At 54.5% G+C, this 25,610-nt stretch carries 23 protein-coding genes and 1 riboswitch; of the genes, 7 read left to right on the top strand and 16 right to left on the bottom strand.

The window, feature by feature from the left end:
- Positions 1–10 precede the first annotated feature (10 nt).
- The 4 genes from ABD971_RS35125 to ABD971_RS35140 form a co-directional block, all read right to left on the bottom strand.
- A complete protein-coding gene (locus tag ABD971_RS35125; RefSeq protein ID WP_345328410.1) occupies positions 11–2,875 on the bottom strand; it encodes a ribonucleoside-diphosphate reductase subunit alpha in 2,865 nt (954 codons plus the stop codon).
- Positions 2,876–3,180: 305 nt separating this feature from the next.
- Positions 3,181–3,435, bottom strand: a riboswitch (cobalamin riboswitch).
- 298 nt (positions 3,436–3,733) lie between these two features.
- Complete coding sequence (locus tag ABD971_RS35130) at positions 3,734–5,443, bottom strand: Kelch repeat-containing protein (protein WP_345328411.1); 1,710 nt, start codon at positions 5,441–5,443, stop codon at positions 3,734–3,736.
- A gap of 82 nt (positions 5,444–5,525) precedes the next feature.
- On the bottom strand, positions 5,526–5,972 hold the full coding sequence (locus ABD971_RS35135; RefSeq protein ID WP_345328412.1) for a hypothetical protein: 447 nt from the start codon (positions 5,970–5,972) through the stop codon (positions 5,526–5,528).
- Positions 5,969–6,919 carry a DUF1559 family PulG-like putative transporter gene (locus ABD971_RS35140; protein WP_345328413.1) on the bottom strand — a complete coding sequence of 317 codons (951 nt, stop codon included), beginning with the start codon at positions 6,917–6,919 and terminating at the stop codon, positions 5,969–5,971. Before ABD971_RS35140 ends, ABD971_RS35135 begins: the two co-directional genes overlap by 4 nt.
- 69 nt (positions 6,920–6,988) lie before the next feature.
- Here ABD971_RS35140 and ABD971_RS35145 point away from each other — a divergent pair, with 69 nt between their 5' ends.
- A complete protein-coding gene (locus ABD971_RS35145) occupies positions 6,989–7,141 on the top strand; it encodes a hypothetical protein (protein WP_345328414.1) in 153 nt (50 codons plus the stop codon).
- 169 nt (positions 7,142–7,310) lie between these two features.
- The gene (hemP, locus tag ABD971_RS35150) at positions 7,311–7,511 is read left to right on the top strand and encodes a hemin uptake protein HemP (protein ID WP_339941718.1); all 201 of its coding nucleotides are present in this window, start codon (positions 7,311–7,313) and stop codon (positions 7,509–7,511) included.
- Between the two features lie 57 nt (positions 7,512–7,568).
- Here the strand turns inward: hemP and mntR are convergent, their stop codons facing one another.
- Positions 7,569–7,985, bottom strand: coding sequence for a manganese-binding transcriptional regulator MntR (mntR, locus tag ABD971_RS35155; RefSeq protein ID WP_339941719.1), 417 nt, complete (start codon positions 7,983–7,985; stop codon positions 7,569–7,571).
- Between the two features lie 361 nt (positions 7,986–8,346).
- On the opposite strand from mntR, the gene ABD971_RS35160 reads away from it, so the two are divergent.
- A complete protein-coding gene (locus ABD971_RS35160; RefSeq protein WP_345328527.1) occupies positions 8,347–9,432 on the top strand; it encodes a DUF1559 family PulG-like putative transporter in 1,086 nt (361 codons plus the stop codon).
- Entirely contained in the window at positions 9,432–9,785 is a 354-nt protein-coding gene (locus ABD971_RS35165) for a hypothetical protein (RefSeq protein ID WP_345328415.1), read from the top strand. Before ABD971_RS35160 ends, ABD971_RS35165 begins: the two co-directional genes overlap by 1 nt.
- Before the next feature lie 172 nt (positions 9,786–9,957).
- Here ABD971_RS35165 and ABD971_RS35170 read toward each other — a convergent pair whose 3' ends face one another.
- The 4 genes from ABD971_RS35170 to floA all read right to left on the bottom strand — a co-directional run bounded on the left by ABD971_RS35170 (position 9,958) and on the right by floA (position 13,276).
- Positions 9,958–10,869, bottom strand: coding sequence for a cobalamin-binding protein (locus ABD971_RS35170; RefSeq protein ID WP_345328416.1), 912 nt, complete (start codon positions 10,867–10,869; stop codon positions 9,958–9,960).
- Between the two features lie 45 nt (positions 10,870–10,914).
- Positions 10,915–11,658 carry a proteasome-type protease gene (locus ABD971_RS35175; RefSeq protein ID WP_345328417.1) on the bottom strand — a complete coding sequence of 248 codons (744 nt, stop codon included), beginning with the start codon at positions 11,656–11,658 and terminating at the stop codon, positions 10,915–10,917.
- A gap of 188 nt (positions 11,659–11,846) precedes the next feature.
- Entirely contained in the window at positions 11,847–12,260 is a 414-nt protein-coding gene (locus ABD971_RS35180) for a hypothetical protein (RefSeq protein WP_339941726.1), read from the bottom strand.
- A gap of 5 nt (positions 12,261–12,265) precedes the next feature.
- On the bottom strand, positions 12,266–13,276 hold the full coding sequence (floA, locus tag ABD971_RS35185) for a flotillin-like protein FloA (RefSeq protein ID WP_345328528.1): 1,011 nt from the start codon (positions 13,274–13,276) through the stop codon (positions 12,266–12,268).
- 417 nt (positions 13,277–13,693) lie between these two features.
- Between floA and ABD971_RS35190 the strand changes: the two genes are divergently transcribed.
- The 3 genes from ABD971_RS35190 (at position 13,694) to egtB (ending at position 17,016) form a co-directional block, all read left to right on the top strand.
- Positions 13,694–14,506, top strand: coding sequence for an SDR family NAD(P)-dependent oxidoreductase (locus ABD971_RS35190; protein WP_345328419.1), 813 nt, complete (start codon positions 13,694–13,696; stop codon positions 14,504–14,506).
- 262 nt (positions 14,507–14,768) lie between these two features.
- Positions 14,769–15,731, top strand: coding sequence for an L-histidine N(alpha)-methyltransferase (egtD, locus tag ABD971_RS35195; RefSeq protein ID WP_345328420.1), 963 nt, complete (start codon positions 14,769–14,771; stop codon positions 15,729–15,731).
- 4 nt (positions 15,732–15,735) lie between these two features.
- Complete coding sequence (gene egtB, locus ABD971_RS35200; protein ID WP_345328421.1) at positions 15,736–17,016, top strand: ergothioneine biosynthesis protein EgtB; 1,281 nt, start codon at positions 15,736–15,738, stop codon at positions 17,014–17,016.
- Positions 17,017–17,083: 67 nt separating this feature from the next.
- Here egtB and ABD971_RS35205 read toward each other — a convergent pair whose 3' ends face one another.
- The 7 genes from ABD971_RS35205 to ABD971_RS35235 all read right to left on the bottom strand — a co-directional run bounded on the left by ABD971_RS35205 (position 17,084) and on the right by ABD971_RS35235 (position 25,522).
- The gene (locus tag ABD971_RS35205; protein WP_345328422.1) at positions 17,084–17,431 is read right to left on the bottom strand and encodes a tRNA-binding protein; all 348 of its coding nucleotides are present in this window, start codon (positions 17,429–17,431) and stop codon (positions 17,084–17,086) included.
- Complete coding sequence (locus ABD971_RS35210) at positions 17,428–18,045, bottom strand: HD domain-containing protein (protein WP_345328423.1); 618 nt, start codon at positions 18,043–18,045, stop codon at positions 17,428–17,430. The genes ABD971_RS35205 and ABD971_RS35210 overlap by 4 nt, the downstream gene beginning before the upstream one ends.
- Before the next feature lie 128 nt (positions 18,046–18,173).
- Positions 18,174–19,385, bottom strand: coding sequence for a hypothetical protein (locus tag ABD971_RS35215; RefSeq protein WP_345328424.1), 1,212 nt, complete (start codon positions 19,383–19,385; stop codon positions 18,174–18,176).
- Positions 19,386–19,562: 177 nt separating this feature from the next.
- Entirely contained in the window at positions 19,563–21,056 is a 1,494-nt protein-coding gene (locus ABD971_RS35220) for a sulfatase family protein (RefSeq protein ID WP_345328425.1), read from the bottom strand.
- Between the two features lie 73 nt (positions 21,057–21,129).
- Positions 21,130–22,020: a ThuA domain-containing protein gene (locus ABD971_RS35225; RefSeq protein WP_345328426.1), complete on the bottom strand. Its 891-nt coding sequence runs from the start codon at positions 22,018–22,020 to the stop codon at positions 21,130–21,132.
- Between the two features lie 85 nt (positions 22,021–22,105).
- Positions 22,106–23,521 (bottom strand): arylsulfatase, encoded by a 1,416-nt coding sequence (locus ABD971_RS35230; protein ID WP_345328427.1) that lies wholly within the window; start codon positions 23,519–23,521, stop codon positions 22,106–22,108.
- A gap of 171 nt (positions 23,522–23,692) precedes the next feature.
- A complete protein-coding gene (locus ABD971_RS35235; RefSeq protein ID WP_345328428.1) occupies positions 23,693–25,522 on the bottom strand; it encodes an alpha-1,3-galactosidase-related protein in 1,830 nt (609 codons plus the stop codon).
- Positions 25,523–25,610 lie beyond the last annotated feature (88 nt).

The following is a 25,610-nucleotide window of genomic DNA, read 5'->3' on the forward strand; positions in this document are numbered from 1 at the left end:
CGGGTCGTGACTATTGACACGCCTCGCAATCAGGATCGTCGATCGAGCAAGCCGAAGCAGCGGCGGTGGGCATTCGATCGACACGGATTTGCCCCGATTGACTCTGTGATTTCATCCACCGCGGCTGAATACCGTGCCGGTTCACATCGACCGTGGACTTTTCAACTTGGGTGGCCGCTAGCGAACGCAAGTAGTACGTCGTTTTTAACCCGCGTTGCCATGCCAGGTGGTACATCGCATCAATCGATTTCCCGCTCGGTTTGGCCAAGTACAAGTTCAGCGATTGCCCTTGGTCGATCCATTTTTGGCGTCGCGAGGCAGCTTCGATCAACCATTTCGGTTCGATCTCCATCGCAGTGGCAAACAATCGCTTGAGCGATTCGGGGATACGCTGAATGTCTGCCAAGGATCCATCGTGGTATTTTAGTGAATCGAGCATTTGTGCGTCCCACAATCCATGTTCGCTCAATACGTCGACAAGCGGTTCGTTGATCTGAGTGAACTCACCCGACAAATTGCTCTTGGCGTACAGCAATTTGTAAGTCGGTTCGATCGACTGAGTCACCCCGATGATGGTCGAGATCGTCGCGGTCGGCGCGATCGCCAAGCAGTTGCTGTTTCGCATCCCATGGGTGGCAATCGCGTCTCGCACTACTTGCCAATCCATTGTTGTCGATCGGTCAACGTCGACCGGCGTGTCGCGTTCTTGTTGCAGTAGTTCAATCGTATCGATCGGTAACAAGCCGCGATCCCATTTGGATCCGTTGTACGATTCGTAGCGGCCTCGCTCGGCCGCCAATTGGCTCGATGCCAACAGAGCATAGTAGCTGATCGCTTCCATGCTGCGATCAGCGAACTCGACCGCTTCGTCACTGGCCACGGCAATCTGCAAGCGATGCAGTGCGTCTTGGTATCCCATTAACCCCAGACCCACGGGACGATGGCGAAGATTGGCGTTGCGTGCTTCGACGGTGGGATAGAAATTGATGTCGATCACGTTGTCTAGCATCCGCATCGCGGTGGTGATCGTCGCCTTTAACAAATCGTGATCCAGGCGACCGTCGACGATATGGGCCGCCAGATTGACGCTGCCCAAATTGCAGACAGCGGTTTCGTCTTCGCTGGTGTTCAGCAAGATTTCGGTGCACAGGTTACTGCTGTGGACGACGCCCGCGTGGTCCTGCGGGCTGCGGATGTTCGACGGGTCTTTGAACGTCACCCATGGGTGGCCGGTTTCAAATGTGCGAGTGAGCAGTTTTCGCCACAGTTCGGTTGCCGAAACTTGGCGGTGTTGTTTAATTTTCCCCGCAGCGGCGAGTTGCTCGTAGCGCTCGTACCGCTCGCGGAAACGACGCCCGTAGGTGTCGTGCAAATCGCTTGCTTCGTCGGGGCTAAACAGCGTCCATGTTCCATTTTCGCGAACCCGCTGCATGAATAGATCGGGGATCCACGCGGCGGTATGCATGTCGTGCGTCCGCCGCCGATCGTCGCCGGTATTCTTTCTCAGGTCCAAGAACTCTTCGAAATCAAGATGCCACGGTTCCAGATACGCACATACGGCTCCCTTTCGTTTGCCGCCTTGGTTCACCGCCACCGCCGCGTCGTTGACGATCTTTAGAAACGGAATCACCCCTTGGCTTGTCCCGTTGGTTCCTTTGATCAATGATCCAGTGGCACGGACGCTCGTCCAATCGTTGCCTAGCCCGCCCGCCCATTTGGAAAGCATCGCGTTGTCGCCAATGCTTTTGAAAATGTGAGCCAAATCGTCTTGCACCGTGGTCAAATAGCAGCTGCTCAATTGCGGATGCTGAGTTCCCGAGTTGAACAAGGTCGGCGTCGCACTGGTGAACCGGAACGACGACAGCAGTTGATAGAACTCGATTGCACGGTCGGTTCGCTGGTCTTCATCTTCACGAAGTGCTAACCCCATCGCGACTCGCATCCAAAAGTATTGCGGGGTTTCGATGCGGCGGCCATCGACATGCAGCAGGTAGCGGTCGTAAATCGTCTGGACGCCCAAATAGCGAAACAACTTGTCTCGTTCGGGGAGCAAGGCGTCGGCGATTCTGGAAAGATCGAAACTACGCAGCTGTTCGGACAATCGACCACAGCGAATCCCTTCGATCACGTAGTGTTCAAAACGATCGCGATAAGTGTCCGCAAAGTCCTCGTCAATTTGTGTCAATCCGAGCGTTTGGCGATATACGATGGCCAGCTGCATTGCCGCAGCAAAGCGGTCGTAGTCCATGCTTCGCTCGATACGACTGCGAGCCGAAAGCACGAGGGCGCGGGCGATGTCTTCGGGGGTCATTCCGTCGAATGATCCGCGAATGACTTCGGCGACGATCTCGCTGGTCTCGATGTTCGGTAGCGTCGACTCGGGAATCGATTCGAGAAATGCTTTTAACTTGGCTTCGGAAAATGCGACATACACCCCCGGTTCAATCTGCAGTCGCAACTGCGGGACGGAACTGCTGTTGTCGATCGACAATTCGTCAAGTCCCGAGTCGACGTGACGGACCGCTCGCAGTCGTGCGTGTTCGGTTCGGTACAGGATGTAACGACGCGCGACTCGAAAATGCTCTCGCTGCATCAATCCAATTTCGACCACGTCCTGGATCTGTTCGACACTCAGGCAGCCCGACGCCGCATCCCCCGAGGCGAAGTCGTAGACTTGGTCGATGATCGCCAGCACGTCTTGCTCGATTTGTGAGGCAAGCGGTTGGCCTTCGGCGAGGTTCAATTCCGCGCGAAACGCTTTTTCGATTGCCGATTCGATGCGACCGCGATCCATGTCGACTTCGCGACCATCGCGTTTGCGGACTTTCAATACGGTGGTGGTGGGGCTTGCCTGTGCCGAAGTCGTCTTAGACATGGTCATCCTAAGTCTGCGGTGCTAGCTCGGTTCGATCTTTGGCCAGCGACGGATTGCAAATACCGTGGCGGGGTTGGCCCAATGGGTTCGCGCGTACTCTCAGCACATACTGAAAACCATTTCTGCATGGACGTTCAGTTAGCTTGGCGAAACGGCGACGGCAGTGATCGAGCAGAAGCTCTGCGAACAATGAAAAACAAATCGAGGCGATTCACAGAAAAGCAATTTGCCAGAGCAGCCAATCGGCTTTCGGCAGACGTCCCGTCGAATCACATCGCAACGATCACCCCAATCCAAGAGGGCCCAAAATCGTCTATTTCGTGGTAGGTCTTCTGACTCACTGCCGACCGAGTTCTCGCAGCCTTCTCGCCCCGATTTCCTGTCTCACAGGTTTCCCGAGCAATGGCGTGTTTTAATGAAAGAGTTTCGGTTTGGATGCTTTTGATTTACGCATCCGAGGGCAGTTCACAGCGGCTGGACCATCCCGGAATTTCACCGGAGTTCCCTGTTCACTCGCGAGTGTAGAAACACCGCAAGTCACCACGAACGCTTAAGAATCTAACAGCTGACGCGGCGACGTCAATGCTTTGCTAGCACAATGTCGTTTGTTTTCGTTTGGACGCGTTTTTCGCGAGATTCCGTGACGACGACAGTAAAGATTTCGATCCCAAGGTGCGTGGTTTCCGACTTCCCCATTCGTCATCACTCGAAGCGTTCGCGGGGGGAATCTTTATCTTGACTCGGTCCCTCGCTGACGCGTCGGGTTAGGATTTGTCGGGTTAGGATTTGCCGGGGAAAACTGCCCCGTCATGCGGCGGGGCGACGCTACCCTGTGGCAACTCGGTGCTTCGTTCGTCGCTACTTGATTTCGACGATCTCGAGATTCGTGAAGCGTCCGATCGACATGTTGGCACCTCCCACCATCAGCATCGATGTGGGATCAAGTGGCAACATGCAGTGAAAGAAACGTCCGGGATCATAGCTGCCTACGATCTCCCAATCGTCACCCTCCGCGGTCAGTCGCTGGATTGTGCCATTGACGGTGCTGACATACAGATGTCCGGCATGGGATTGAGCCCAACATCCAAAACCGGTCATCGCTTCACCGATTAGCGAAGCCCCCTTGGACCACTGGTTCGATTTCGGATCAAAAACATCGACCTCGGTGCTGGGGCCGTCTTCCTGATCCATGCCGCCCACGACATAGATCCGTCCGTCGTGTGCAGCGACTGACAACGCACGTCGCTCAAACGGTGGCGCTGCGATCGCTTTCCACTGTAGTGGTTGCTGGCTCAAGTCGGCGGTCCAAGCGGTGTTATGCCACTTGGTTTCATTTTCGCCCGACATCGCCCAACCACCGACGACATAGACTTGATCGCCGATCACCGCAGCGGCGTGCGACGATCGTGGTTCAGGAAGCGGGGTGTCGTCCTTCCACTGTTTAGACGCAATGTCATAACGGCTGACAGTTGCTTGCGATTGCAAATCGTGCGTTTCGCCTTCGGCGTTCCGTGCAGTAAAGCCGCCGATTCGCACCACCGAATTTCCGTGGCCGACCATCGCCAAGCCTTGCAGTTTCGGTCCCGAGGGCAACGAGTTCCAAGACTTTCCATTGGGCAGTTCGAGCGACCAAAATGCATTGGACTGCTCGGCGGTGGAGTAGGAGTGTGCATCCCCAATGTGACCGCCGTAGACAAACAGCGTTCCGTTTGCGACCGCACCCCCGAAACTGGTCAGCTTGAGCGGTAGATCCGGAAGTGACGAGGCTTTGACGGTTACCGACGATTCATTTGATTTCGTCATTTTCGATTCGCTGACGTGGGCCGAGTTGTTGCGGTTTGCGTCCACATCGACTTGCGGCCGAGGAAACGTGGCGGTCAGATAGTTGCTGGTCGCTTGAAAGGACTCATCTTTGAACGTACCCGAAGCATCGTCGTCCGTGAAGCCAACCATGATCGCGTTCAGGCCTGGTTCGACTTGCTTGCTTGTGAACGTCACCACTCCGTCGTCGTTCGTTTTTGCTGATCCTTCCTCATGACCTTCGTCACAAAACAGTTTGACTTCGGCGTTCGGCAGCGGTTTTTCCTGCCAAACGACCAATACGCGGATTCCCTCGTCCGTCGCCGTGATTTTGGCACGAAGCTGGTTGCCGCCTGAGTTGCCTTCCGTCGCAGGTGTCGTCCAAGTCGCTGGATTCGTGCTGGGGAAATGCTGGACGTAATATACCAATTTCGAACCGTGGTAGATGCCGTACGTTTGCGTGCCGAAGATACATCCGGTTGGCTCGACGGCCTCTGCGGCCTGCAACCCGACCAAATCGTCAGTTGAAACGGGTTGCAATTGCAGAGATTCCGATTCGTCGTCGCCGCGCGCATGCTTTAGCTCGAAGTGCGTCATCGATTCAGGCAAATGGTAAGTACGATCATTCAGCCCTTCGCCAAAGAACAAGATCGGTTTTCCTTCGTCGTCCAACGCAAGCCAAGGAAAGTGTGCGTGAACTGGGGTAGCCCCAAGCAGAGTAAGCAAGGCAAACAGGCAGGCGATGGAGGGGAGATAGTGTGATTTCATTTTGATGTTTTCAAGAGAGGATTTTGCGTCGTGTAAAAGTGGAACGGAGAAAGGCAGGCTGGAAGCCAATCCCACGGTTTTACTACAGGTCGATTCGCAGCGGACTTTTCTGCTGCGGCGTGATCTTGATTCGCTTAGTCGTGTCGGACGACGGCTTATGTGACAAGCCTTTTGAGCGTTGTACCCCAAATTCGCGTGCCGCTTGGCGTGGATTCTGCTCAGCAACCTCGATGATCGATTCGATCGATGCTTCGTCGGGGTTCACGCGGACGATGTATTCTCCAGCGTGAGGACCCGTTTGTCGAGTAAAAGCGAAACGTCCCGCTTCGATTCGCGTCGTCACGGGAGGTCCCGCTTGTGATGCTGGCATCAAAATCAACGTCGCATGCTCGATTGGTGTTCCCTCGACCTGCACGGTTCCTTGGATCGCGATTCGCTCGGAGCCCTGGTCGCTGCAACCGGTCGCGATCAACATCGCGGCCGCCACGGTACAGGCGACCCGGCGGGCAAGTGGTAGTCGCCGGCTCATTGCTCGCCTCCAGCAATCACCTCGTGACCGTTCTTGCTTGCTAACGCATTGTAGATTTCGTAATCGATCGAATCGGTGATGAATCGTGTACTGCCATCGGCATAGACGAAATGGGCCCCGCCAACGTGTTGACTTGCAAAACCGCCGATGTTGGCTGCGGTGTGGACATTTAGCGGATACAGCGTTGTCCCCAGAGCAATTTTGGGATAACCGACGACCCAGCGTGCGGTGCCCCATTTGACCGTTCCGACCATGTCGCTCGGCATCGTGCTGCCGCTCCAGACATAATCGTTGTAGTTGTAGACGGTTTCGCCCAGTGCGATGGTCGACGAGGTTCCGTCCAAGCAATCGCGGAATCGATTTGGCGGGTTTTGAAATCCGTACGAAGGCCAATGCAATCCGAACAGCCCATCACCCTTTGCCATGTAGTCATCGGTCCCTTCACACCACAGATAGCTGGCAGGGCCGCCGGTTTCGACGGGACGGCCGTTGGTTCCGATGCGAGTATCGGGGGCGTCACGATTGAGGATCATCGACGGGCACAGATAGCTGGCGATCTTTTGTGACGACACTTGTTCGTTGTAGGGATCGCTATAGCTTTTCGAGAAATCCCATTGCTGGTAGTTGTTCGATTCCTCGAGATGCGGCAGCACCGAGACAAAGGGACTGATAAAGTTGCTCTGGATGCTGCCGGCCGGGAATTGGCCAAACGTGCCATGGTAGTTGTGCGCCGCCAGCACGATCTGGCGCATGTTGTTGGTGCAAGACATCTTGCGAGCCGCCTCGCGGGCGGCTTGTACTGCGGGCAACAGTAGTCCGACTAATATGCCGATGATCGCAATGACCACCAACAACTCAACCAAAGTGAAGCCACGTCGTGTGTGACGCGGTGAATTTGCATTTTCGGTAGCGTGCGAGTAAACGGACCGAGGGCGTAACGTTGTCATCAAACAACTCCTTCAAAGAGCCTACGAGAAAGGAAACAAACTCTTGATGTTCGGGCGTGAACACAAGAGATGCATCCGAGCGTGGCTGGCGAAGGTGTCGACGCCCCAACTTTGGTGGCTGCTGATTTAGGAATCCGTAGCGGCGCTAGCCACGGCTTCGTCGTCATCAAACCGGCGCTATCGCCCAAAACGGCTAACTTAACCGCGGTGATGTTGTACTAATTCAGCAGTCTTCGCTGGTGGGGGGCGTGACTCCGGTTGCTTGCTGCGTCGTCGAATGTGAATCGCTAATGCGAATCAGTCTCAATAAGTATTGTGTTGCGGAGGTTTTTTCGCAAGAATGGCTGAGTTAAAAAATGGAAATGCGTAAGCGACCTAAAATTAAAGACTTATGACGAATCAACACGAGGCGACGCCGCCCGATCCCAAAAAAACTTCTGTGGCTGACGGTGTTTGGACGAGCCAGATTGCGCCAAAGATCGTCCGTTTTAAAGATCTTGCCCGTTGTGGGGATGAGATTTGGATCGAGCATCAAGGGATGCTGTACCGGTTGCGAGAAACCCGCCAAGGCAAGCTGATTTTGACCAAATAGCAGCCGCGGCCGCGCTCGTTGGACCCCGCGTCATCCCGCTGGGAAGAGGCATTTTCCTTACGAGGGCTCGCTAGGCCAGCCTTTTGTCAGCACGCGTTTCATGGCCGCCAGCGTTTCTTTGCTGACATGGTGCTCGATTCCCTCACTGTCGGCGGCCGCCGTCGCCGCACTGACTCCCATTCGCCGCAGAAAACTTTCCACGATCTCGTGGCGTTGGCGTGACTGTGTCGCCAATCGTTTGCCCGCAGCGGTCAATTCGATCGGTTGGTAGGGTTCGGTCACGACAAAGCCATCACGCTGCAGCCGGCCAATCGTATTGTTGACCGTGGCGTGCGTGACCGCGAAATGTTTGACAAGATCGATGGCACGGCAAACGCCTCGCTCGGTAATCGCGTCGGCGATCGCTTCGACATAGTCCTCGGCAACCTCGCTGGCGTGGTCCGATCGAATTCGTTGATATGTCTTCGATGGCAAGTTATGGTTCCCTTCGTGTGCCCTAAGTGGTGTAAACACCACCCGCAATGTGCCTTTATGGTAGCCCCATATCTTAACAAAATTGTTTTCACGCTGAATCCCCTTGATTGTGCCTGTCGGGATCGGTAGACTCTGCCCATGAAGTTAGTTGAGGCTAACATTGGGCTTGCGGACGGCAAGTCGTGATCAGGAACGAATGTTCCTATTCTTTATCAAACAAAAGTTAGTTGAAGCTAACTTAGCGTGCCCGCTTCATTGCAAACGTCGACAAAGAAGATAGAGGTTTCGAATGCTGAAGTTAGAGAGTTTTTTTGTGAAGCAAAAACCAGTTTTCAATACGTCGGTTTCCGCTGGATGCACGATCCATCGTCGCGATCGTCGTCGCTGCGGTGGGTTCACGCTGGTTGAATTGCTCGTGGTGATCGCGATCATCGGGGTATTGGTCGGCTTGCTGCTTCCTGCGGTCCAAGCCGCACGTGAAGCGGCACGTCGGATGTCATGTAGCAACAATTTGCGGCAAGTGGGGTTAGCGGCACAAAATTATCACTCGGCTTACCAACGTTTTCCCGCTGGTTATGTCTCGCATCCAACGCGTGATGGATCGGCTCCGGCGTCGGTGATGATGGATCCGATCACATGGGATGCCGGCCCGGGATGGGGATGGGCCGCCGGACTATTGCCGTTCGCCGAAGGCAACGCGTTGGCGGAAAGCCTGCGGTATGATCAACCGGTTTGGTCTTCGTTCAATCGGCAAGCGATATCCGCAAGCATTCCGATGTTCTTGTGTCCGAGTGCGACCGGTGGCGATGAACCATTTGAAGTCAAAGACCAAGCGGGAAATCCACTACTCGTTGCGGGGCAGCCAATCAAGCTTGGACGCAGCCATTACGTGGCAAGCCACGGCCAAGAAAGTTGTTGGGGTGAATGCGGTTCGGCCGCGACCGGCGAAGTGTTCACGAACATCTATACGTCAACGACCAAGATTGTGCCGATCAATGGCGATGCCGCCAACGTTGCCGACGGGCCGTTTTTTCGTAATTCCAAAACTCGTTTTCGCGATGTGCTTGATGGCACGTCCAATACCATTTTCTTTGGCGAACATAGCTCGGCGCTGAGCGAGAAAACGTGGGTCGGCGTCATTCCTGGGGCGTTCACTCACCCGCGGTTTTCGTCGCCTGAAAATGGCCCCGACGCCGCCGCGACGCTGACACTGGTGCATGCAGGACCCTCCGGTGGCGAGCTCGATATTACCGGCAGCCCCATTATTCATCCGGTCAATTTCCCTACCTATCACGTCGGGCAAATGTTCGCCGAACACCTCGGTGGCGGCTACGTTTGCATGGGGGACGGATCGGTGCGTTTCGTCACCGATTTCGTTGATTTGTATCTATGGGCCGAATTGTCCAGTATGGATGAGCACGAAGTCGTCGATTGGGAGAAATTTTAATGGCACGCAACTCCACCCACACCACATCGGATTCAAGACTCAAAATCGTTGCATTTGCCGCCTTCATCGTGCTTGCGATTGTCACTGCCGCTTGGTGGATGTCGCATACACCCGTCAAGCTTGACGAACATGGTTACGATGTCACGATTGCGCTCTATCGAGTTTGCAACCAACGCAGTAGCGAAGGGTTGCAAAAAATCGAAGAGCAAATCCGAGAGCTCGAAGCGAGTCAAGCGACACTGGGCGAATCGCACCAGGCGATCATGAGTATGATCGCGACCGCGAAGGCAGGCGATTGGAAAAATGCTGCCATCGCATGCCGCCAAGCACTCGAAGACCAAGTCAAACGTTAACCGCAGGATAGGCTTCCAGCCTGTGTTCATGCGTAAGGCATGGGGGATAGACGTCCAGCGAGTCTTTTTCAAAACCACACGTAGCGAAGCTCGCCAAAAGTTTCGTCCGGCATCGGAGCAAAACGCAGGACGTCGCTACAAGGATGTCCTACCAATATTCGTGACAAGCACCCTATCTGACTTTTCGAGCCGCAGGCAACCCACTGGGCAGCGGATGGACAGAGTCATGCAGCGCATGAGCGAGGATCTCGAGGCTGTCGACCAGTCGTGGTCCCGGGCGACTGAAATAGGCTGAACCATCGACGACGTAGACTCGATCGTTTTTCACGCACGAGAGCGATTCCCAGCCTGGATAGGATTTTAAAATTGGGACATCTTGCATTGTTCGCTCGATGTCAAAACCGCAGCACGCGATCATCAACACCTCGGGATTCGCCGCGACGATCTTTTCCCAAGCGGTGGTCACCGAACGCTCGCCCTCGATTCCAATCGCTTCGCGACCACCGGCAATCGCGACCAGTTCGGGACTCCAGTGCCCCGCGCAAAACGGAGGATCGATCCATTCCAGCAGCATCACGCTGGGGCGCGACTGAATCGATTCGGTCCGGACGGCCACGGCATCGACTCGCTGCTGAAGATCGGCGATGTAGCGTTCCGCACGCGGCCGACACTCCGCCGCCTCACCCACTTGCCGAATGCACTGCATCACATCGGCGAACGAGGTGGGCTCGAGATTGATCACACGGGGCGTGCCTGGTAATGAGCAAGCTGCGGATCGCACTTCGCTTTCCGCCACCGCACATACGTCACACAAAGCTTGCGTAACAATCAAATCGGGGCGCAGACGTTCCACGACTGGCATGTCCAATGAATAGAGTGCCTTTTCCGTCTTGAGTCGTTCGCGAACCAGCGAATCGATTTCGCCGCTGGACGCATCATGCGGAATCAGCGTCCGGGTAACTTTGGGCAATTCGGAAACGTCGGCCGGATAGTCGCATTCGTGCGTGACGCCGACAAGTTGGTCGCGAAGCCCCAAGCCGCAGACAATTTCGGTCGCGCTGGGCAGAAGAGAGATGATTCGCATCGAAGTTCCGCAGGTTTCATGTAACGAGATCGAAATCGTTACAGATCACTGACCGCTTGGCAATCCGAGCAACGAGTCGGCCCAGCGCATCGGCATCGATGCCAACGAGTTCGTTAGCACTTCGGACCACCACTGGGTCGTTTCCGCCAAGTCGGATTCGGTATAGCGTTGGAATTGAGGATGGCGTGAATGGCTAGGAATCACCGCCACATCGATCGGATAGTCGACGTCCGTCACGCTGGTTCGCGTTGCATCAAAGGCCAGCAGTGCCAATGCGACCGCCGATCGAAGCGGGGTTTCGTAATTCAACAGACGATCCAGGATGGGTTTGCCGTAATAGGTGCGTCCGATCATGAAGTAGGGAGAATCCATTGCGGCTTCGACCCAATTGCCTTCTGGATAAACGTAGAACAATTGCGGCGATTGGTCGGCTAGCAAGCAGCCGCCAATGATCGCGTGCAGATTGAAAGTGTGCCCGGTGGAGGAAAGAGAGGGACCGTCTTCGTTGCGAACTCGCCTGAGTTGTTCGCCGAACAAATTGGCAAATTGGTACAGTCGCTCGACCGAATTTTGAGATTGTCGCAGCGTTTCTTCGACGTAGATCAGCGTCTTGTCGCGAACCGAACGCAGCCCGCTGGTCATCGTGAAAAGAGATGCGTCCCCGTGCTGAAACTCGGCGAGCTTTTGTTTATTGACCTGTTCGCTGCCACGGGTAATGCGGGTGTCCGCAAGTGCCACGATTCCATCACGCACCTGGATACCAATACAAAACGTCACAAGCTTGCCCACGCTAAAGTTAGTAAAGTTGAAGCCATCAGACGATCACGCGGTGCACAAATCGTTCCAATGTGGGATAGGCTTCTGTAGCGAAAGTCGCCAAGACTTTCGGCATCGATCCCAACACTCCGAAACTCTAGGCGAGTTTCGCTACGGAGGCGTTCGATGATGACAAGCTGGAAGCCAATTCCACATTTTTGTTACAGCAACGCGGGCTCGTCGAGCGGCTTGACTGCATAGGATTCGTTGTCGGAGTTCAATGTCAACCGAAACGAGGCTGTGACTTGGCTACTCTGCGTTTTCAGAGCATCGGAAACCGCTGCCATTGTTGCGGCATTCAGCTGAGCGTCTTGCGGGCCACTGGCGTCAACGACAACCAAATGAACAACGTCGCCCTCCATCTCGATCTGGCTTTGCAAGTAACCTTTCACCAGCGGATACGGGGTCAGCGGAAGCGGGCTGTTTGCACAAAAGGCGTCGTACGGTGCTTTGTCCGAAAAGCCGTAAATGACCTGATAGGATGACGGCGGTTCGGTGGGAGTCAGCGTCGGGCCGATACGTACTTTATCGGAGATCAGCACGTAGCAGGGTGTGGCAATAGTAATAGGATTCATCAGAGTCAATTTGTTTCTGGAGGAGGTGATGTAGAATGATCGGCCAAGAGTATCGGGGTGCCGCGAGGTCGTTGTGAGGATGAATCGGATGAGAGGCGATGCAGTGGGCCCGCGCGAAAGGCATCCGCGAGTGCAGCGGGCACAGTCGCTTCGGCCAAGACGAACGCGGCTCGGTTGCGGCTGACGTTGGCTTTCATCTTCTGCTCGAGCGCGACCGCTTCGGCGCGACGCCCCTCGGCTAACGCGCGAGCGATCCGGGTGTCAGCATCGGCTTGGTCGCTTTGCAATCGAGCGCCGATGTTTTCACCGACATCGATGTCGTAGATGTCGATGGAAACGATGGCGAATGCCGTGTTTGCATCCAAGCCGTTGGTGATGGCTCCTTTGGAAATGGTCGATGGCATCTCCAGGACATCCATGTGCGATTCCGCGGATCCAATTGCGGTGATAATGCCTTGGCCCACGCGAGCGATAATGGTTTCTTCGGTGGCACCGCCGATCAGTTGTTCCAAATTGGTTCGCACGGTCACCCGCGCACCGACTCGCAACTCCACTCCGTTTTTTGCAACGGCGCTTAACGTATGCGCTCCGCCGCTATCGTTACGAGGACAGTGAATGACTTTGGGCGACACGCTCGTTTGCACGGCCAACAACACGTCGCGGCCAGCGAGGTCGATTGCCGCTGCACGATCAAAATCCAAGTCAATTCCCGCGCGATGGGCGGCAATTTGAGCCTGCACCACATTCATCACGTCGCCGCCCGCCAAGTGGTGCGCCTGCAATCGATTGGTACTCATCCCAGTTTTGCGATCGATCGACAAACCAGCTTGCCGTGCCATGACCTTCGCCGTAACGATCAAGCGATGCTCGACACGTAGGAAACTCATCACAATCAAGCTTTTCATCGTGATGTCGGCACCCGACATGTAAGCTTGGACCCAATACGAGCCCCACTTGGCAAAGATCGCGATGATCAGCAAGCCGATAACGACTGCGACGACCCCCAATCCCACCATTGCTTGCCCGAAACTGGGAAGCTCTAATTTCGCAACGAAATCGAACACAACCGCCACCTTTTGTTGGGCAGTCCACCGGCGACTCATCCAAAGAACCATTGCTTTGGACACAGTCAAATATCAATCAAAACCTGCGACACATGCAGCTCGCGAAGAGAGGTTGATCGAAGATTGTGTGTGTTGAACGTAGCCGAAGAAACCAAGGTCTCGTGGGGGTCGTTGGCTACCACACCTCTCTATCTAGAATCCTAGGGCCCAACCGCCAAAATGCAATGCCCCCCTGGTACATCACAGTCAGGGGCGGCGCCGGTCATGCGGTGCACCCTACAATATATTTCTGCGTTACCGTATGTTTTTTGGTATCAGGATCGTTCATGAACAATGCCATCTAATGGCACCCATTAGGAGCTGGAATCGATGCATATTAGATTCGAAAACAAAACAGCCGTTGTGACAGGCTCGACTGCAGGAATCGGATACGCGATCGCAAAGGGATTGGCTGCCGCCGGGGCGGACGTGGTCATTAATGGACGCAGCCAATCACGAGTCGACGAGGCAATCAAGAAGCTCGAAGGCGAACTGAAGGAACTTGATCGGGGGGACCGCGGTTCAATCCGTGGTGTCGCTGCGGATCTTGCTACGGTCGATGGTTACAAACGTTTTGTTGCCGAGGTGCCTCAGGCTGACATCTTGATCAACAACCTTGGCATCTTCGCACCGAAGCCGTTTTTCGAAATCCCGGATGAGGATTGGGAACGCTTTTTTCAGACCAATGTGATGAGTGCAATTCGGATGTCGCGTCATTACACGCCGGGGATGGTTGATCGGGGTTGGGGGCGTGTCCAGTTTTTATCGAGCGAGTCGGCGATCGCGATCCCCACGGAGATGATTCATTACGGGATGACCAAAACCGCACTACTTTCGATCTCGCGTGGTCTTGCCGCAACCGTTGCGGCAACGGGAGTCACTGTCAATGCAATTTTGCCTGGGCCGACGGCATCGGAAGGGGTGTCGCAATTTGTCGATGACTTGGCACGTGATGGAAACAAATCGCGAGATCAGGTCGAGACCGAGTTCTTTGAGCAAGTCCGCCCGACCTCGTTGATCCAGCGTTTTGAAACGGTCGACGAGATCGCGAATATGTGTGTGTTTGTTGCATCGGAGCAGGCTTCCGCGATCACCGGTGCTGCGCTCCGTGTGGACGGTGGCACTGTCAACGCGATCATCTAATGTCGCGAAACAGTCGTCCGATGACCGGTAGCCGACCAGCGTTATTTATTCATCAGAAATTTATTTGTTGACCAATTTTGCTGTATTTCCCGGGATCTCCGCCGTTCGTCCGGTATCTCCGCTGACGGTCCCGCAGTTGGCATACTTTGTGCTCTGCTTGCCTGAGGGCCTATCCTGAAAGAGTGCCCGCATGAAGTCACTGCATTGACTTCTTTGCAAGCCCCTTCAAACGCTGTCTCGGCGCGAGCGAGAGTTGACGAACATGAACCAAGCCAACGTTGTACAGTCCACTGCGGTCCGAGCGGACACTTTTCTTGACGATGTGCTCGATGGATTGTCACGTCCCAATAAATCGCTACCTAGCAAATATTTGTATGACGAGCGTGGCTCGCATCTGTTTGATCAAATCTGTGAACTCGACGAGTACTATGTGACTCGTACCGAGTTGGCGATTATGCAGCAGCATGCGACTTCGATTTCACGCCAGATTGATACCGATGTGATGTTGGTGGAATATGGCAGCGGTAGCAGTCTAAAAACGCGAGTGCTGCTGGACGCGCTTGAGCGACCTGCGGCCTATGTGCCGGTTGATATCTCGGAAGAACATTTGCTGAACACCGCCGAGCAGCTGCGATTGGCCTACTCGGACTTGAAGGTCCTGCCCGTCGTTGCCGACTTTACCCAACCGTTTACATTGCCCGATTGTGAGCCGCCGGCGTCGCACGTTGCGTTTTACTTTCCAGGGTCCACGATTGGCAATTTTACGCCACCGCAAGCCGGTAAGTTATTGCAACAAATGGCGTCCATGTTAGGACAACAAGGCGGGTTGTTGATTGGTATTGATCTGCAGAAAGATACCGACGTTTTACATGCGGCTTATGATGATCGCGAAGGAGTCACGGCAGCGTTCAGTTTGAATTTGTTGACCCGGATCAATCGCGAACTCGGTGGCGATTTCGATTGCAGTCGCTTCAAGCATCAAGCCATTTATAATTCTCGATATCATCGCATCGAGATCAGCATTGTCAGTCTCGAAGATCAAGTGGTTTCGATTGGCGACCATGCGGTTGAGTTTGCCGCGGGCGAAGCGATTTTGACCGAATACTCGCACAAATACACGGTCGCAGGATTTGCGAAGTTCGCTAGACAGTATGGATTTCAGCTGCATAAATCTTGGACCGATCCAAAGAACTATTTCGCAGTCTTGCACCTCGTTATCGAATAAAAACATGAGTAGTACTGCTGCTGCCCTGTCGTCGGGGGAACAACTTCGTGCTTCTTACCTAGCGACGCGAGCTTTTACCGACCAGATTGCTCAGCCGTTGGCGGCGGAAGATTGCACGGTTCAGTCGATGGACGACGCCAGTCCCACGAAGTGGCACCTCGCGCATACCACTTGGTTTTTTGAAACCTTCATCCTGCGGACTCAGCCGGACTATCGCGAGTTTGATCCGGAATTCAATTTCCTGTTCAACTCGTATTACAACTCGATTGGTCGCCAATATCCTCGGTCGCGTCGTGGATTGATCTCGCGTCCGGGGATGCAGCAGGTCGAGGATTATCGCAACCACGTCGATCGTGAGCTAGCGAAACGTCTGGAGTGTGACGAGTTTGCGACTCAGGCAGCCGAGTTATTGCGGATTGGGATCAACCACGAGCAACAACACCAAGAATTGATGTTGACCGACGCCAAGCACATGTTGTCATGTAATCCAATCTGGCCCACCTATCGCGACGATCCGTTTGATGAGAGTGGTGAAGCAAAGCAGATGGATTGGATCGAGGTGCCTGAGGGATTGCACATGATCGGTCACGAGGGCGATGGGTTTGCTTATGACAACGAATCACCTCGGCATCATACGCATCTACATGCGACGTCAATTGCGGCAACGCTAGTGACCAATGGCGAGTACCTCGAATTCATCGAAAGCGGCGGCTACCAGCGGCCCGAGTTTTGGTTGTCGATGGGTTGGGCAACTGTCCAACAGAACGATTGGGATGCCCCGCTTTATTGGGTACAGCAAGATGGTCGCTGGCATCAGTTCTCGCTCGCAGGCTTAGTCCCCGTCGAACCTGCTTGGCCAGTCACCCATGTCAGTTATTTCGAAGCCGATGCATTCGCTCGCTGGGCAGGCAAGCGGTTGCCTACCGAGTTTGAGTGGGAAGCCGCGTGTAGAATCGCTTCGCAGTCGCCGAATGTGTCGCTGACGCAAGAGCCGTTTGCGGATGTGCTGATGCAGCAAAACAAGTGCATTCATCCGACACGGTCGCCGGCCGGGTTGATGGGCACCGCGTGGCAATGGACGTGCAGCAGTTATGCAGGCTATCCCGGCTATCGCCCGCCCGCTGGCGCGGTAGGCGAGTACAACGGCAAATTCATGTGCAATCAATATGTGTTGCGTGGCGGCAGTGTCGCCACGTCGAGCAACCATATTCGCGATACGTATCGCAACTTCTTTCCTCCCGAAGCACGTTGGCAATTCACCGGTATCCGGCTCGCGGCTAGTTGATTTAGTGAGCCGCTTGCGCGTAAGCGGCCGGCGTCTACGCGTTACCCGGTGCCTTGCGGCCCGCGGCTCACGCCAACTTCGCGCCGTTATCGATCGATTTGTCGGGGATCGCCAACACCACAGATCCATCGTCTCGATAGAAACCGGCGATCAAAAATTCCGATAGAAACGGTCCAATCTGTTTGACGGGGAAGTTGACCACGCCGATGACTTGGCGGCCTAGCAATTCCTCTTTGGTGTACAGCGAAGTGATTTGAGCACTTGTGCGTTTGACGCCGATTTCAGGACCAAAGTCGACGGTCACCTTGTAAGCGGGTTTCCTCGCTTCAGGAAAATCCAAGACTGCGACAATCGTTCCCGCCCGCATCTCGACTTGTTCGAAATCGCCCCAGTCGATGGTGTTCTTGAGACTCATTTTGTTTCACCACATTCGTGTCGAAATTGATCTAAAAACGTTCGCATGAACTGCTCGCGTTGACCCGCGATTCGCCGAGCCGCATCGGTGTTCAGCAAATCATGTAGCTTGAAGAGCTTTTCGTCAAAATGGTCGATCCCTGTTTTCCGTTTTCCAGCGGCGTTATCCGACAGATAGAAAGGTTGTCCAATAGCGGCACCGTACTCGATCGTCCTGACGATTCCGATCGCGCCGAGGGCATCAAGTCGATCGGCGTCTTGAACGACCTTGGCTTCGAGCGAAAGCGTGGCGGGATCGGCGGCCTTGCGAAACGAAATGGTATCGACAATCCTCGCAACATGCTCGATGGTGTCGTAATCGACATTCAACTGCGACAAAATATCGCGAGCAAATTCGGCACTTCGCTCGTGCCCATCATGAAATTTCGCATCGCCAAGATCATGTAGCAGTGCCGCCAATTCGACGACAAAGCGATTACCGCCGACTTCCGCTTGAATTTCACGGGCCGATTTGAGCACACGCAACACATGATCGACATCATGTCCGGCCTGTTGTCCCGCCATCCGCTCGCGAACAAGACACTGCACTCGGTCCACTATTTCCGTTTCGGTCATTGTCGTCCTTCCGTGGGGTAAGCTTCCAGCCAGTTAGCAAGTGTCAGGCTTTCTTCGCGAACTGATGGTAGCGAAACTCGCCAATAGTTTCGAGCGGCTAGAAGGCCAGGCTGGAAGCCAATTCCACTTTAATCCCAGAGAATCAGCAGTTCGGGACAGAGAATATGGGAGTGGTCGTTGGGATCGACTAGGATCCGCAGCGGTTCACCACGATCACGAGAGCCTTCGGCTCGTTTGACGCTGATCCCAAACGCATTGACGGTTGCCGTGTGGGGGCGTCCCAAGTGATCAAACTCGAACACGACATGATGGCGACGTTGATTGTTTACGGTGGTGCTTGTGCGTTTGACATCTTTGACAACGCCTTGCACCAGATCGCCATGTCGACAAACACGTACTTTACGCCAGCGGAATCGCTGTGCGAAATACAGCATGATGCCGCCGACCAACGGCAAGACCACCAGCATCACCACCCCCACGCGTCGGTTCTCTGCATCGCCAATCGCAAGTGCGGTAATGCCGATCGCAATTCCTACAATCAGGAAGACGATGCCGAACAAGACGACCGGAAGAGTGTTGCCGAGCACTTGTGTTTTCATTCCCGGCGGCAGGGTCCGCGGTCGCGATTCAGCGAGGAATGTTTCTAATTGATCGCGGGTGACCGCCAATTTACGCAGTTGATTTTTTAGCAACGTGCCTGCCAAACCGCCCATCCGATCGGCTGTCGCCTGGACATCCTCAATTCGTGTGTCGCGGTGTACGTCGGGATGAGCGTCGAGCGTTTCTTCGCCTTGTTGTATCTTTTCGGCGATCGCCAATGCCGTTTGCACAAAGTCGTTCTGGTCGGTTTGCTCAATCACCTCGTTGTGACGGAAAACGACCAAGTACCGGCCCTGGCCTTTGACGTTCCAGCCTGGGTGTTGAATCAGAAAATCACGTAGCTTGCGAGTGAACATCAACCGCACCGGTGATTCAGCCCAGGCGGTCAAGCGATAGTGGTCGGCGAATTGGGGGGAATCAGCAAAATCCAGCGTGCCCAGCCCGCCAAGCCCCGCAGAACTGAGCAGCGAGAGCATTTTGCCGGCCATCCCTTTGGGTTTCGGCGCTAAGTCAAATTGAGGCAGATCAAGAGCGGATTCTTCTAACACGACTGCGGATTGGCGTACATGGCTGGTCGTGGTTGGCCCATCACTCGAGCGATTCTCGCGGGTGTATCCCATCGTGACCACGTGCAAATGGGCATCACCAAACTGCGATTGCTGGTGCACCGTGACGGAGACGGGGCCGGCGAACAATTCGGAAAGATCGAGTTCGAGCGTCTCGGAGGTCTCAGCGGCCATGCGAATTGTCCAGGTTTTCAGCGGTGTGAATCAAAAGAGCGAGCTATCAAGGCCTCAGGCAGCAAAACGCAGCAATCAGGGCGCGAGGATCTGAATTCTTTCCATCCTCACATTGCCACGCAGCCTTGTTGCAGTCGCAGAAACGCCAATCTTTCGCAGTCCGCGGATCTGCTATGGCTAGGGCGTAGAGAGCCGCAGTTCTTTTTTCCACCACTCTAAATACTGCTCGGCGGACAGATTCGGATCGAGTCCACGTTTGCGCTGGGTGTTTTCGTACCACTTTCGTTTTTCTGCGGTGATTGCATCGTGATAGGCTTGGTCGCCTTCACGAATTGCTCCTTGGTCACCGCTCGTTTCAATCCACTGATTCAGCTGAGTTCGCATCCGTTGCAGTGTTGATTCGTGTTCAGGATTCTCAGCGAGGTTGTGCAGTTCGTCAGGATCCGTTTGCAAATCGTAAAGTTCCTCTGCGGGTCGCGTTTTCTGCATCATGCGCTCGGCATCAGGGGCAAGTTTGCCTTCGGCGTGCAGCACATCCAACAGCGTGACCACCGGATAGGAGAGCAGCTTGTAGCTGCTGGTTTGCGTGTAGGGGCGGTCCGGATAAAAGTTGCGGATGTACTTGTAGCGTGTGTCTCGGATCGCGCGAATTCGGTCGGCAGCTTCACCACAGCGATCGCGAGCGGCAAACACAAACTCGCGTCCTTTGAAATCGGCAGCCAGAATATTGACCCCTTCGGTCCGTGCGTGTGGTGTGATGTTGGCGGCGCGTAAACACGTCGGAGCCACGTCAATCAAACTGACCAGCAAATCGCTGCTTGTGCCTGGATTAGTAATCATCGGTCCGGCAACGATCAGGGGCGTATGAAGTCCCTCGTCGTAGAGCCATTGTTTGCCCCAGACATGAGGCCGACCGTGGTCACCAAAGAGCATGATTAGCGTGTTTTCACGCAATCCTTCGGCCTCCAAACGTTCCAGAATCGCTGCAACATGCTGGTCTCCTTTTTCAACGGACGCCAAGTAGTCCGCCATGTCAGCGCGGGCCACCGGATGATCGGGATACTTAGCCGATAAGCTTAGTTTCGCAGCACGCTCGGGATCCTGGTTATGGACAAACGGGCGATGGGGTTCGTGGATTTGCACCTGAGCAAAAAACGGTTGCCCTTCGCGACGCTCTGACCAATCGTCACCGTGAAACAATCCGTCATCGGCGATGAAGTTGTAATCCCGCTTGGCTTTGCCTTTGACACCCGGAGGCTTCAGATCGCAGACGAAATAGCCTGCATCACCAAACTGCTGCATCACCGTTTGCACTCCCTCAGGCAACGGCTTCATTTGCCGCGTGCGATGGTGGTGTGCACCAATCGAGGTTTGGTACATCCCGGTGACGATCGCACTCCGCGATGATGAACAGACCGGTGAGGTGGAAAAACAACGGGTGTAGCGAACGCCCTCGCTGGCAAGCCGATCCATCGCGGGCGTTGAAACATGCGGCATCCCATAACAGCCAATTTCGGGCCCGAGGTCATCCAAAACGATCCACAGAACGTTCGGACGCTGGTCCGCCGTCGCACCCTCAGGCATCAAGGATGCGAGGGCAAATAGGCACGCGATCATGCGAAACAAGCGTCGTGGTGTCGGTGACATTGGTTGAGGATGGATTGCATTCATGTTGAGGACTTGTTTTCAGAACGAAACGCTAACGCGCTTCGAGCCATATCGGTGATGACCGGCATCAGGCGAACTACTTCGTCACCTCAGGATCCGCCTTGCCGTCGTCATCCAAGTTGTCGGTGACCCACAAAATGCCTCGCACGACGACGTCCATGTAGCGAGCATCGGCGACGGTGTCGTTTTGGTGACCAAGCGAGGTGCTGAAGATCTTGGTTTTCTGAGGACCATAGTGATTGGTCCATGCGATCACGGCGGTCGATTCGGTGGCAGCCGCATTGGGATTATTCTTCAAAACCTTCTTGTTCGGCGGCATCATTTGCTTGCCTTCGATCAACGCACTCGCACCGGCAAACACACGGATGTTGTTGTACAGTTCTTCGTTGATCGTCGTCCAATTCTCGAACCCTTTCATGATCGGGTGTGTCGAATCGGTGCTCAGCACATCGATGGGCAATTTCGGACCGTGGCCTGTCGATTGCAGCCCAAGCATCTCGTACCAACCCGCGTTGTCGGCGCCGGGCTGCACCGGCGATTTGAAATCACCCCAACGGTAGCTGTGCATCGCACAGTGCAGATTGACTGCCGGAGTGCCATTGCGATGGGCAGCAAGGATGCGATCGACGTAAGGCCGCTCGATCACGTTGGCTGAACATTCATCGTGCACAACGACATCGTATCCCTTGGCCCAATCATCAGATTCGTAGATGTCAAAACGGGCGGTGGTGGTGGTGCTTTCACTCAGCTCGACGGTGACTTCGGCATTCAGCCGTTCTTCGATACCTTGCTTCAACAGCTTCGTTTGCGTCGCGTAATCGTGGCAACAACCGCCGGCGACCAACAGCACCTTTAGCGGCTCAGCTTTCTTGGCCGCCTCTTCCGCCGTCGCGATCGATGAGCTTTGCAGCGACCCCAGCGTGAGGGTGGCGACGAGGGTCAGTAGGCAGGTGGGAGAGATTTTCATCAAAGGTGTCTCGATATAGAGAGGGCTGGGAAATTTTGGGGATTTCAGTGAAACAGCAAACGAAGTCGCGTTGCCACGACTCAGTTTACTTACGTTGGTAGTGAAAGTTAAATCGCGGATTCGCCGACATGGTCCGTGCCTCGGATATCAGCCGGCTTAACTCGGCCGCCTGTTCGGGATGTTGGGCGGCGACGTTGTTCTTTTCGCCGGGATCGACGGACAAATCATACAGTTCGATCGGTGATTTTGGGTCGAGATCGACATTGTAGCGAACCCCCTTCCACTTGCCCTTGCGAATGGCCACGCGACCTTTCTTCTCGAGAAATTCCCAGTAAAGGTAATCGTGTTCTTGCTGTTGTTCCGGTTTTCCAAGCAGCGTGGGCAGGATCGAAACGCCATCCGTTTTGCCAGGCAGCGGTTGGTCGACCAAATCGGCCATCGTCGGCAAAAAATCCCAAAACGCCGAAATCTCGTCCGAGACACTTCCCGCTTCGATTTTCGTGGGCCAAGCAGCGATCATCGGCACCCGAATACCACCTTCGTAGAGGTCGCGTTTCAGCCCGGTCAGCGGCCCATTGGAATTGAAGTAAGCGGGGGCATGGCCCCCTTCTTGGTGAGGCCCATTGTCGGACGAGAAGATTACCAGGGTGTCCTCCGCAATCCCCAGGCTTTCCAGTTCCGCGGTGATCTCGCCAACATAATCGTCCAGCACATTGACCATCGCGACAAACGCAGCGTGTGGTTCGGATTGCCCCAAGTAATAGTCGTCGGGGTAGTTGGTCTCAGGCGGAAATTTACCTCGGTACTTTTTCATGTACGATTCCGGCGCAACCATATCGGCGTGTGGCTGGATGGCGGCGTAGTAACAGAAAAACGGTTCGTCTTTGTTTTCACGAATAAACTTCAATGCTTGATCATGGATCAAATCCGGTGCGTAATCATGTTTGTGTGACGCGACGTTACCCCAGAGCAATTCACGCTCTTGGTCGCTCCACAAAAATGCGGGGTAATAGCAGTGAGCGATTCGCTGGCAATTGTATCCGTAGAAGCGATCAAACCCCATCTTCAATGGCTCGCTGGCGGTGCCGGGTGCCCCCAATCCCCATTTGCCAAAGAGACCGGTCTTGTATCCGGCACTTTGTAAATGTTTTGCCACGGTGTAGGTGTCCGCTGGCATCGGTTCTTGGCCTTCCGGCGAAACTTCCGCATTGCCTCGCACTACCGTGTGACCAGTGTGAAATCCAGTCAGCAGTGCACAACGCGATGGAGCACAAACAGTACTGCCAGAATAGTGCTGGGTAAAACGCATCCCCCGCTGGGCTAGTGCATCAATGTTCGGAGTCTCGAATTTGGTTTGCCCATAACAGCTGAGGTCGCCATAACCGAGGTCGTCGGCAAGGATGTAAATCACATTGGGGGTGCGTGGTTCATCCGCTAATACCGCGACGGCCACCAGGTTGGCGAGGCAGCACTGGAGTAGGCAAATCAGAAGCGATTTCATGACATTCCTGAGAGAGGGGATTTTTTGGGTAGGACTTGAGCGACCGCACGGCCGGCACGAGGCGAGAGCGAAGCCTGCTCGCTGGAGTGACTGCACGCTGAAAAGATCTGCACGTTAATAGATTAATTAAAATCTTTCCTCGCTCGTTCCGTTTTCAGCAGTTCGGCGTCGCTATTTGCTCTCGGCTTGAAAGCCAACGTTATCTGCGATTTCGACGTCGGTCGAGTCGGCGGACTGAGCGATCGTCAGGGCGTGGTCAAACCCGGTGGCGGTATTGTCGACGATTTGCACGTCGTCGCAATAATGCAGGTCGATCGACGGGAATTCTGAATTGGCGGGGTAGTCGCTGCTGAATTCCACGGCGTTGCCGGCAATGGTCAAACCGCTGACCGATCGCGTCTGGGCAACCAATCCATTGAAGCTGCGGATGGTGTTATTGAGGAAGCGGATATTGCGATGGAAATGTCCTTCGCCCATGCGTTGTTCGTCCGTCAATAGCGGAGAAGCGAGCAGCGGATAGACTGCACCTCCTTCGAAGCCAATGTTGTCGAAAACATTGTTCGAGATCGTGACATCTTGGACCCCACCGGATTCGTACCATTTTTTGTTGTCGCCTTCGATCAGGATGCCATGCATCTGCGAGGAAAAATAGTTGCTGTCGATCAATACTTTGCCCTTGGTCGTGATCAATGCCGCGCGTGCTCGGTTCTGGCGAATGGTGTTGTGTTTCATCACCACGTCGGGATACCAAGTCAAATTTTCCATTGACAGTGGACCGGCTGGCAGATCGTCGGGGACATCCAAAACCGTCACTACAAATCGTTCTTCGTTCAGGACCTCGACTTCTTCCACCGAGGTTTGGTGAAACGGCAGGACGGTTTCGCGAGACAGGATGGCGACCCTATCACCAGGGGCGGCGAACATCAGCCCCCATTGTTGTGGATGGCTGATCGCACCGATGAAACGGTTGTTACCTAGATACTCTTCGATTTTAACGTAGGCACCGTGAACGTTGATGCCGTCATCAAGCATGTGTTCGAACAGACAGTTTTCGAGTTTGACCGTGCCTCGACATCCGACAAAGTGAGTGGCGTCGGCGCGGGTGGCAACCAGCCGATCCGATGTCGAGGTGACGACCATCCTTTCAAGCGTGACGTTCTCGGTCCGCTCGGCGATCAATGCCATCCCCCCTGCCGCATAGACTGTCACATTTTCGACGCGAATGTCACTGGAATTTGCAATGTGAATTGCCGGACACAGTCGGCTGGTTGGATTCACCCCGTAAGTGATCAATACCGATCCAACCGGAGGCAGCGCCCGTCCGTTGGCATTAAAGCGAATCCGGTTCTTACCAACGGCGGTCACTTTGACCGGTTTTGAGTAGTTAACGCCATATTTTTTTGTGTCATAAATTGGCGATTGGGTTTTGGGATCAAACACAATGTTCGATCCAAAAGGGTCGCTCCATCCATCGCGTTCAAACAGGACCTCGCCATGTTTGATCGTGTACGGATAGCGATCGCGGTCCACTTCGACGGTAAACGTGTCGTCATCTTCGTTGTTTTCGACGACGGCTAGCTCGCTGTGAAACGGATGATCCCAGTCGATCGAGAAGTTTTTCAGTGTCGCCCCGGTGCAGCTTTCAATGACAATCGGGCTGATCCGACCATGATACAGAAACGTCGAACCGCCGCCGTCGATGGTGATGTTCTGAAAACCAAATAGCGGGAAGCCCATTCGTTTCAAACTATTGTCGTGATTCGTAACGGCGCGAAATTGTTCGAGCGCATTGTCGGGGGCGAATCGATACGTGCCTTTGGGAAAGACAAGGGTAATGTTGCTTTCGCCTTCGACCGATTGAATCAAACGAAGCAGTGGGTAAGTCGCGTCTTCGCCAGGCAGAACGCCATGGTCAGCGACATTGATTTCTTCGCCCACGGCCTGCGACGACAACGCACTCGGAATCAATAGAGCGAGTAAACAATACCATTTAAATTTCATCGTGTTCGTCTTTGGCGTGGGAGCGTCGAAATGAAAGGATGCAATTTTTAGCTCGTTCTGAGCTCCGACTAAAGTGCGGCAACCAAGT

The organism is Novipirellula rosea (assembly GCF_039541335.1).
GTDB lineage: Bacteria > Planctomycetota > Planctomycetia > Pirellulales > Pirellulaceae > Novipirellula > Novipirellula rosea.

What these genes read in the sequence shown, in the direction of transcription:
- ABD971_RS35125 (WP_345328410.1), bottom strand. Translation starts at nt 2,875, where the DNA reads ATGTCTAAGACGACTTCGGCACAGGCAAGCCCCACCACCACCGTATTG.
- ABD971_RS35130 (WP_345328411.1), bottom strand. Translation starts at nt 5,443, where the DNA reads ATGAAATCACACTATCTCCCCTCCATCGCCTGCCTGTTTGCCTTGCTT.
- ABD971_RS35135 (WP_345328412.1), bottom strand. Translation starts at nt 5,972, where the DNA reads ATGAGCCGGCGACTACCACTTGCCCGCCGGGTCGCCTGTACCGTGGCG.
- ABD971_RS35140 (WP_345328413.1), bottom strand. Translation starts at nt 6,919, where the DNA reads ATGACAACGTTACGCCCTCGGTCCGTTTACTCGCACGCTACCGAAAAT.
- ABD971_RS35145 (WP_345328414.1), top strand. Translation starts at nt 6,989, where the DNA reads ATGCATCCGAGCGTGGCTGGCGAAGGTGTCGACGCCCCAACTTTGGTG.
- hemP (WP_339941718.1), top strand. Translation starts at nt 7,311, where the DNA reads ATGACGAATCAACACGAGGCGACGCCGCCCGATCCCAAAAAAACTTCT.
- ABD971_RS35165 (WP_345328415.1), top strand. Translation starts at nt 9,432, where the DNA reads ATGGCACGCAACTCCACCCACACCACATCGGATTCAAGACTCAAAATC.
- ABD971_RS35170 (WP_345328416.1), bottom strand. Translation starts at nt 10,869, where the DNA reads ATGCGAATCATCTCTCTTCTGCCCAGCGCGACCGAAATTGTCTGCGGC.
- ABD971_RS35180 (WP_339941726.1), bottom strand. Translation starts at nt 12,260, where the DNA reads ATGAATCCTATTACTATTGCCACACCCTGCTACGTGCTGATCTCCGAT.
- floA (WP_345328528.1), bottom strand. Translation starts at nt 13,276, where the DNA reads ATGGTGGGATTGGGGGTCGTCGCAGTCGTTATCGGCTTGCTGATCATC.
- ABD971_RS35190 (WP_345328419.1), top strand. Translation starts at nt 13,694, where the DNA reads ATGCATATTAGATTCGAAAACAAAACAGCCGTTGTGACAGGCTCGACT.
- egtD (WP_345328420.1), top strand. Translation starts at nt 14,769, where the DNA reads ATGAACCAAGCCAACGTTGTACAGTCCACTGCGGTCCGAGCGGACACT.
- egtB (WP_345328421.1), top strand. Translation starts at nt 15,736, where the DNA reads ATGAGTAGTACTGCTGCTGCCCTGTCGTCGGGGGAACAACTTCGTGCT.
- ABD971_RS35205 (WP_345328422.1), bottom strand. Translation starts at nt 17,431, where the DNA reads ATGAGTCTCAAGAACACCATCGACTGGGGCGATTTCGAACAAGTCGAG.
- ABD971_RS35210 (WP_345328423.1), bottom strand. Translation starts at nt 18,045, where the DNA reads ATGACCGAAACGGAAATAGTGGACCGAGTGCAGTGTCTTGTTCGCGAG.
- ABD971_RS35215 (WP_345328424.1), bottom strand. Translation starts at nt 19,385, where the DNA reads ATGGCCGCTGAGACCTCCGAGACGCTCGAACTCGATCTTTCCGAATTG.
- ABD971_RS35220 (WP_345328425.1), bottom strand. Translation starts at nt 21,056, where the DNA reads ATGAATGCAATCCATCCTCAACCAATGTCACCGACACCACGACGCTTG.
- ABD971_RS35225 (WP_345328426.1), bottom strand. Translation starts at nt 22,020, where the DNA reads ATGAAAATCTCTCCCACCTGCCTACTGACCCTCGTCGCCACCCTCACG.
- ABD971_RS35230 (WP_345328427.1), bottom strand. Translation starts at nt 23,521, where the DNA reads ATGAAATCGCTTCTGATTTGCCTACTCCAGTGCTGCCTCGCCAACCTG.
- ABD971_RS35235 (WP_345328428.1), bottom strand. Translation starts at nt 25,522, where the DNA reads ATGAAATTTAAATGGTATTGTTTACTCGCTCTATTGATTCCGAGTGCG.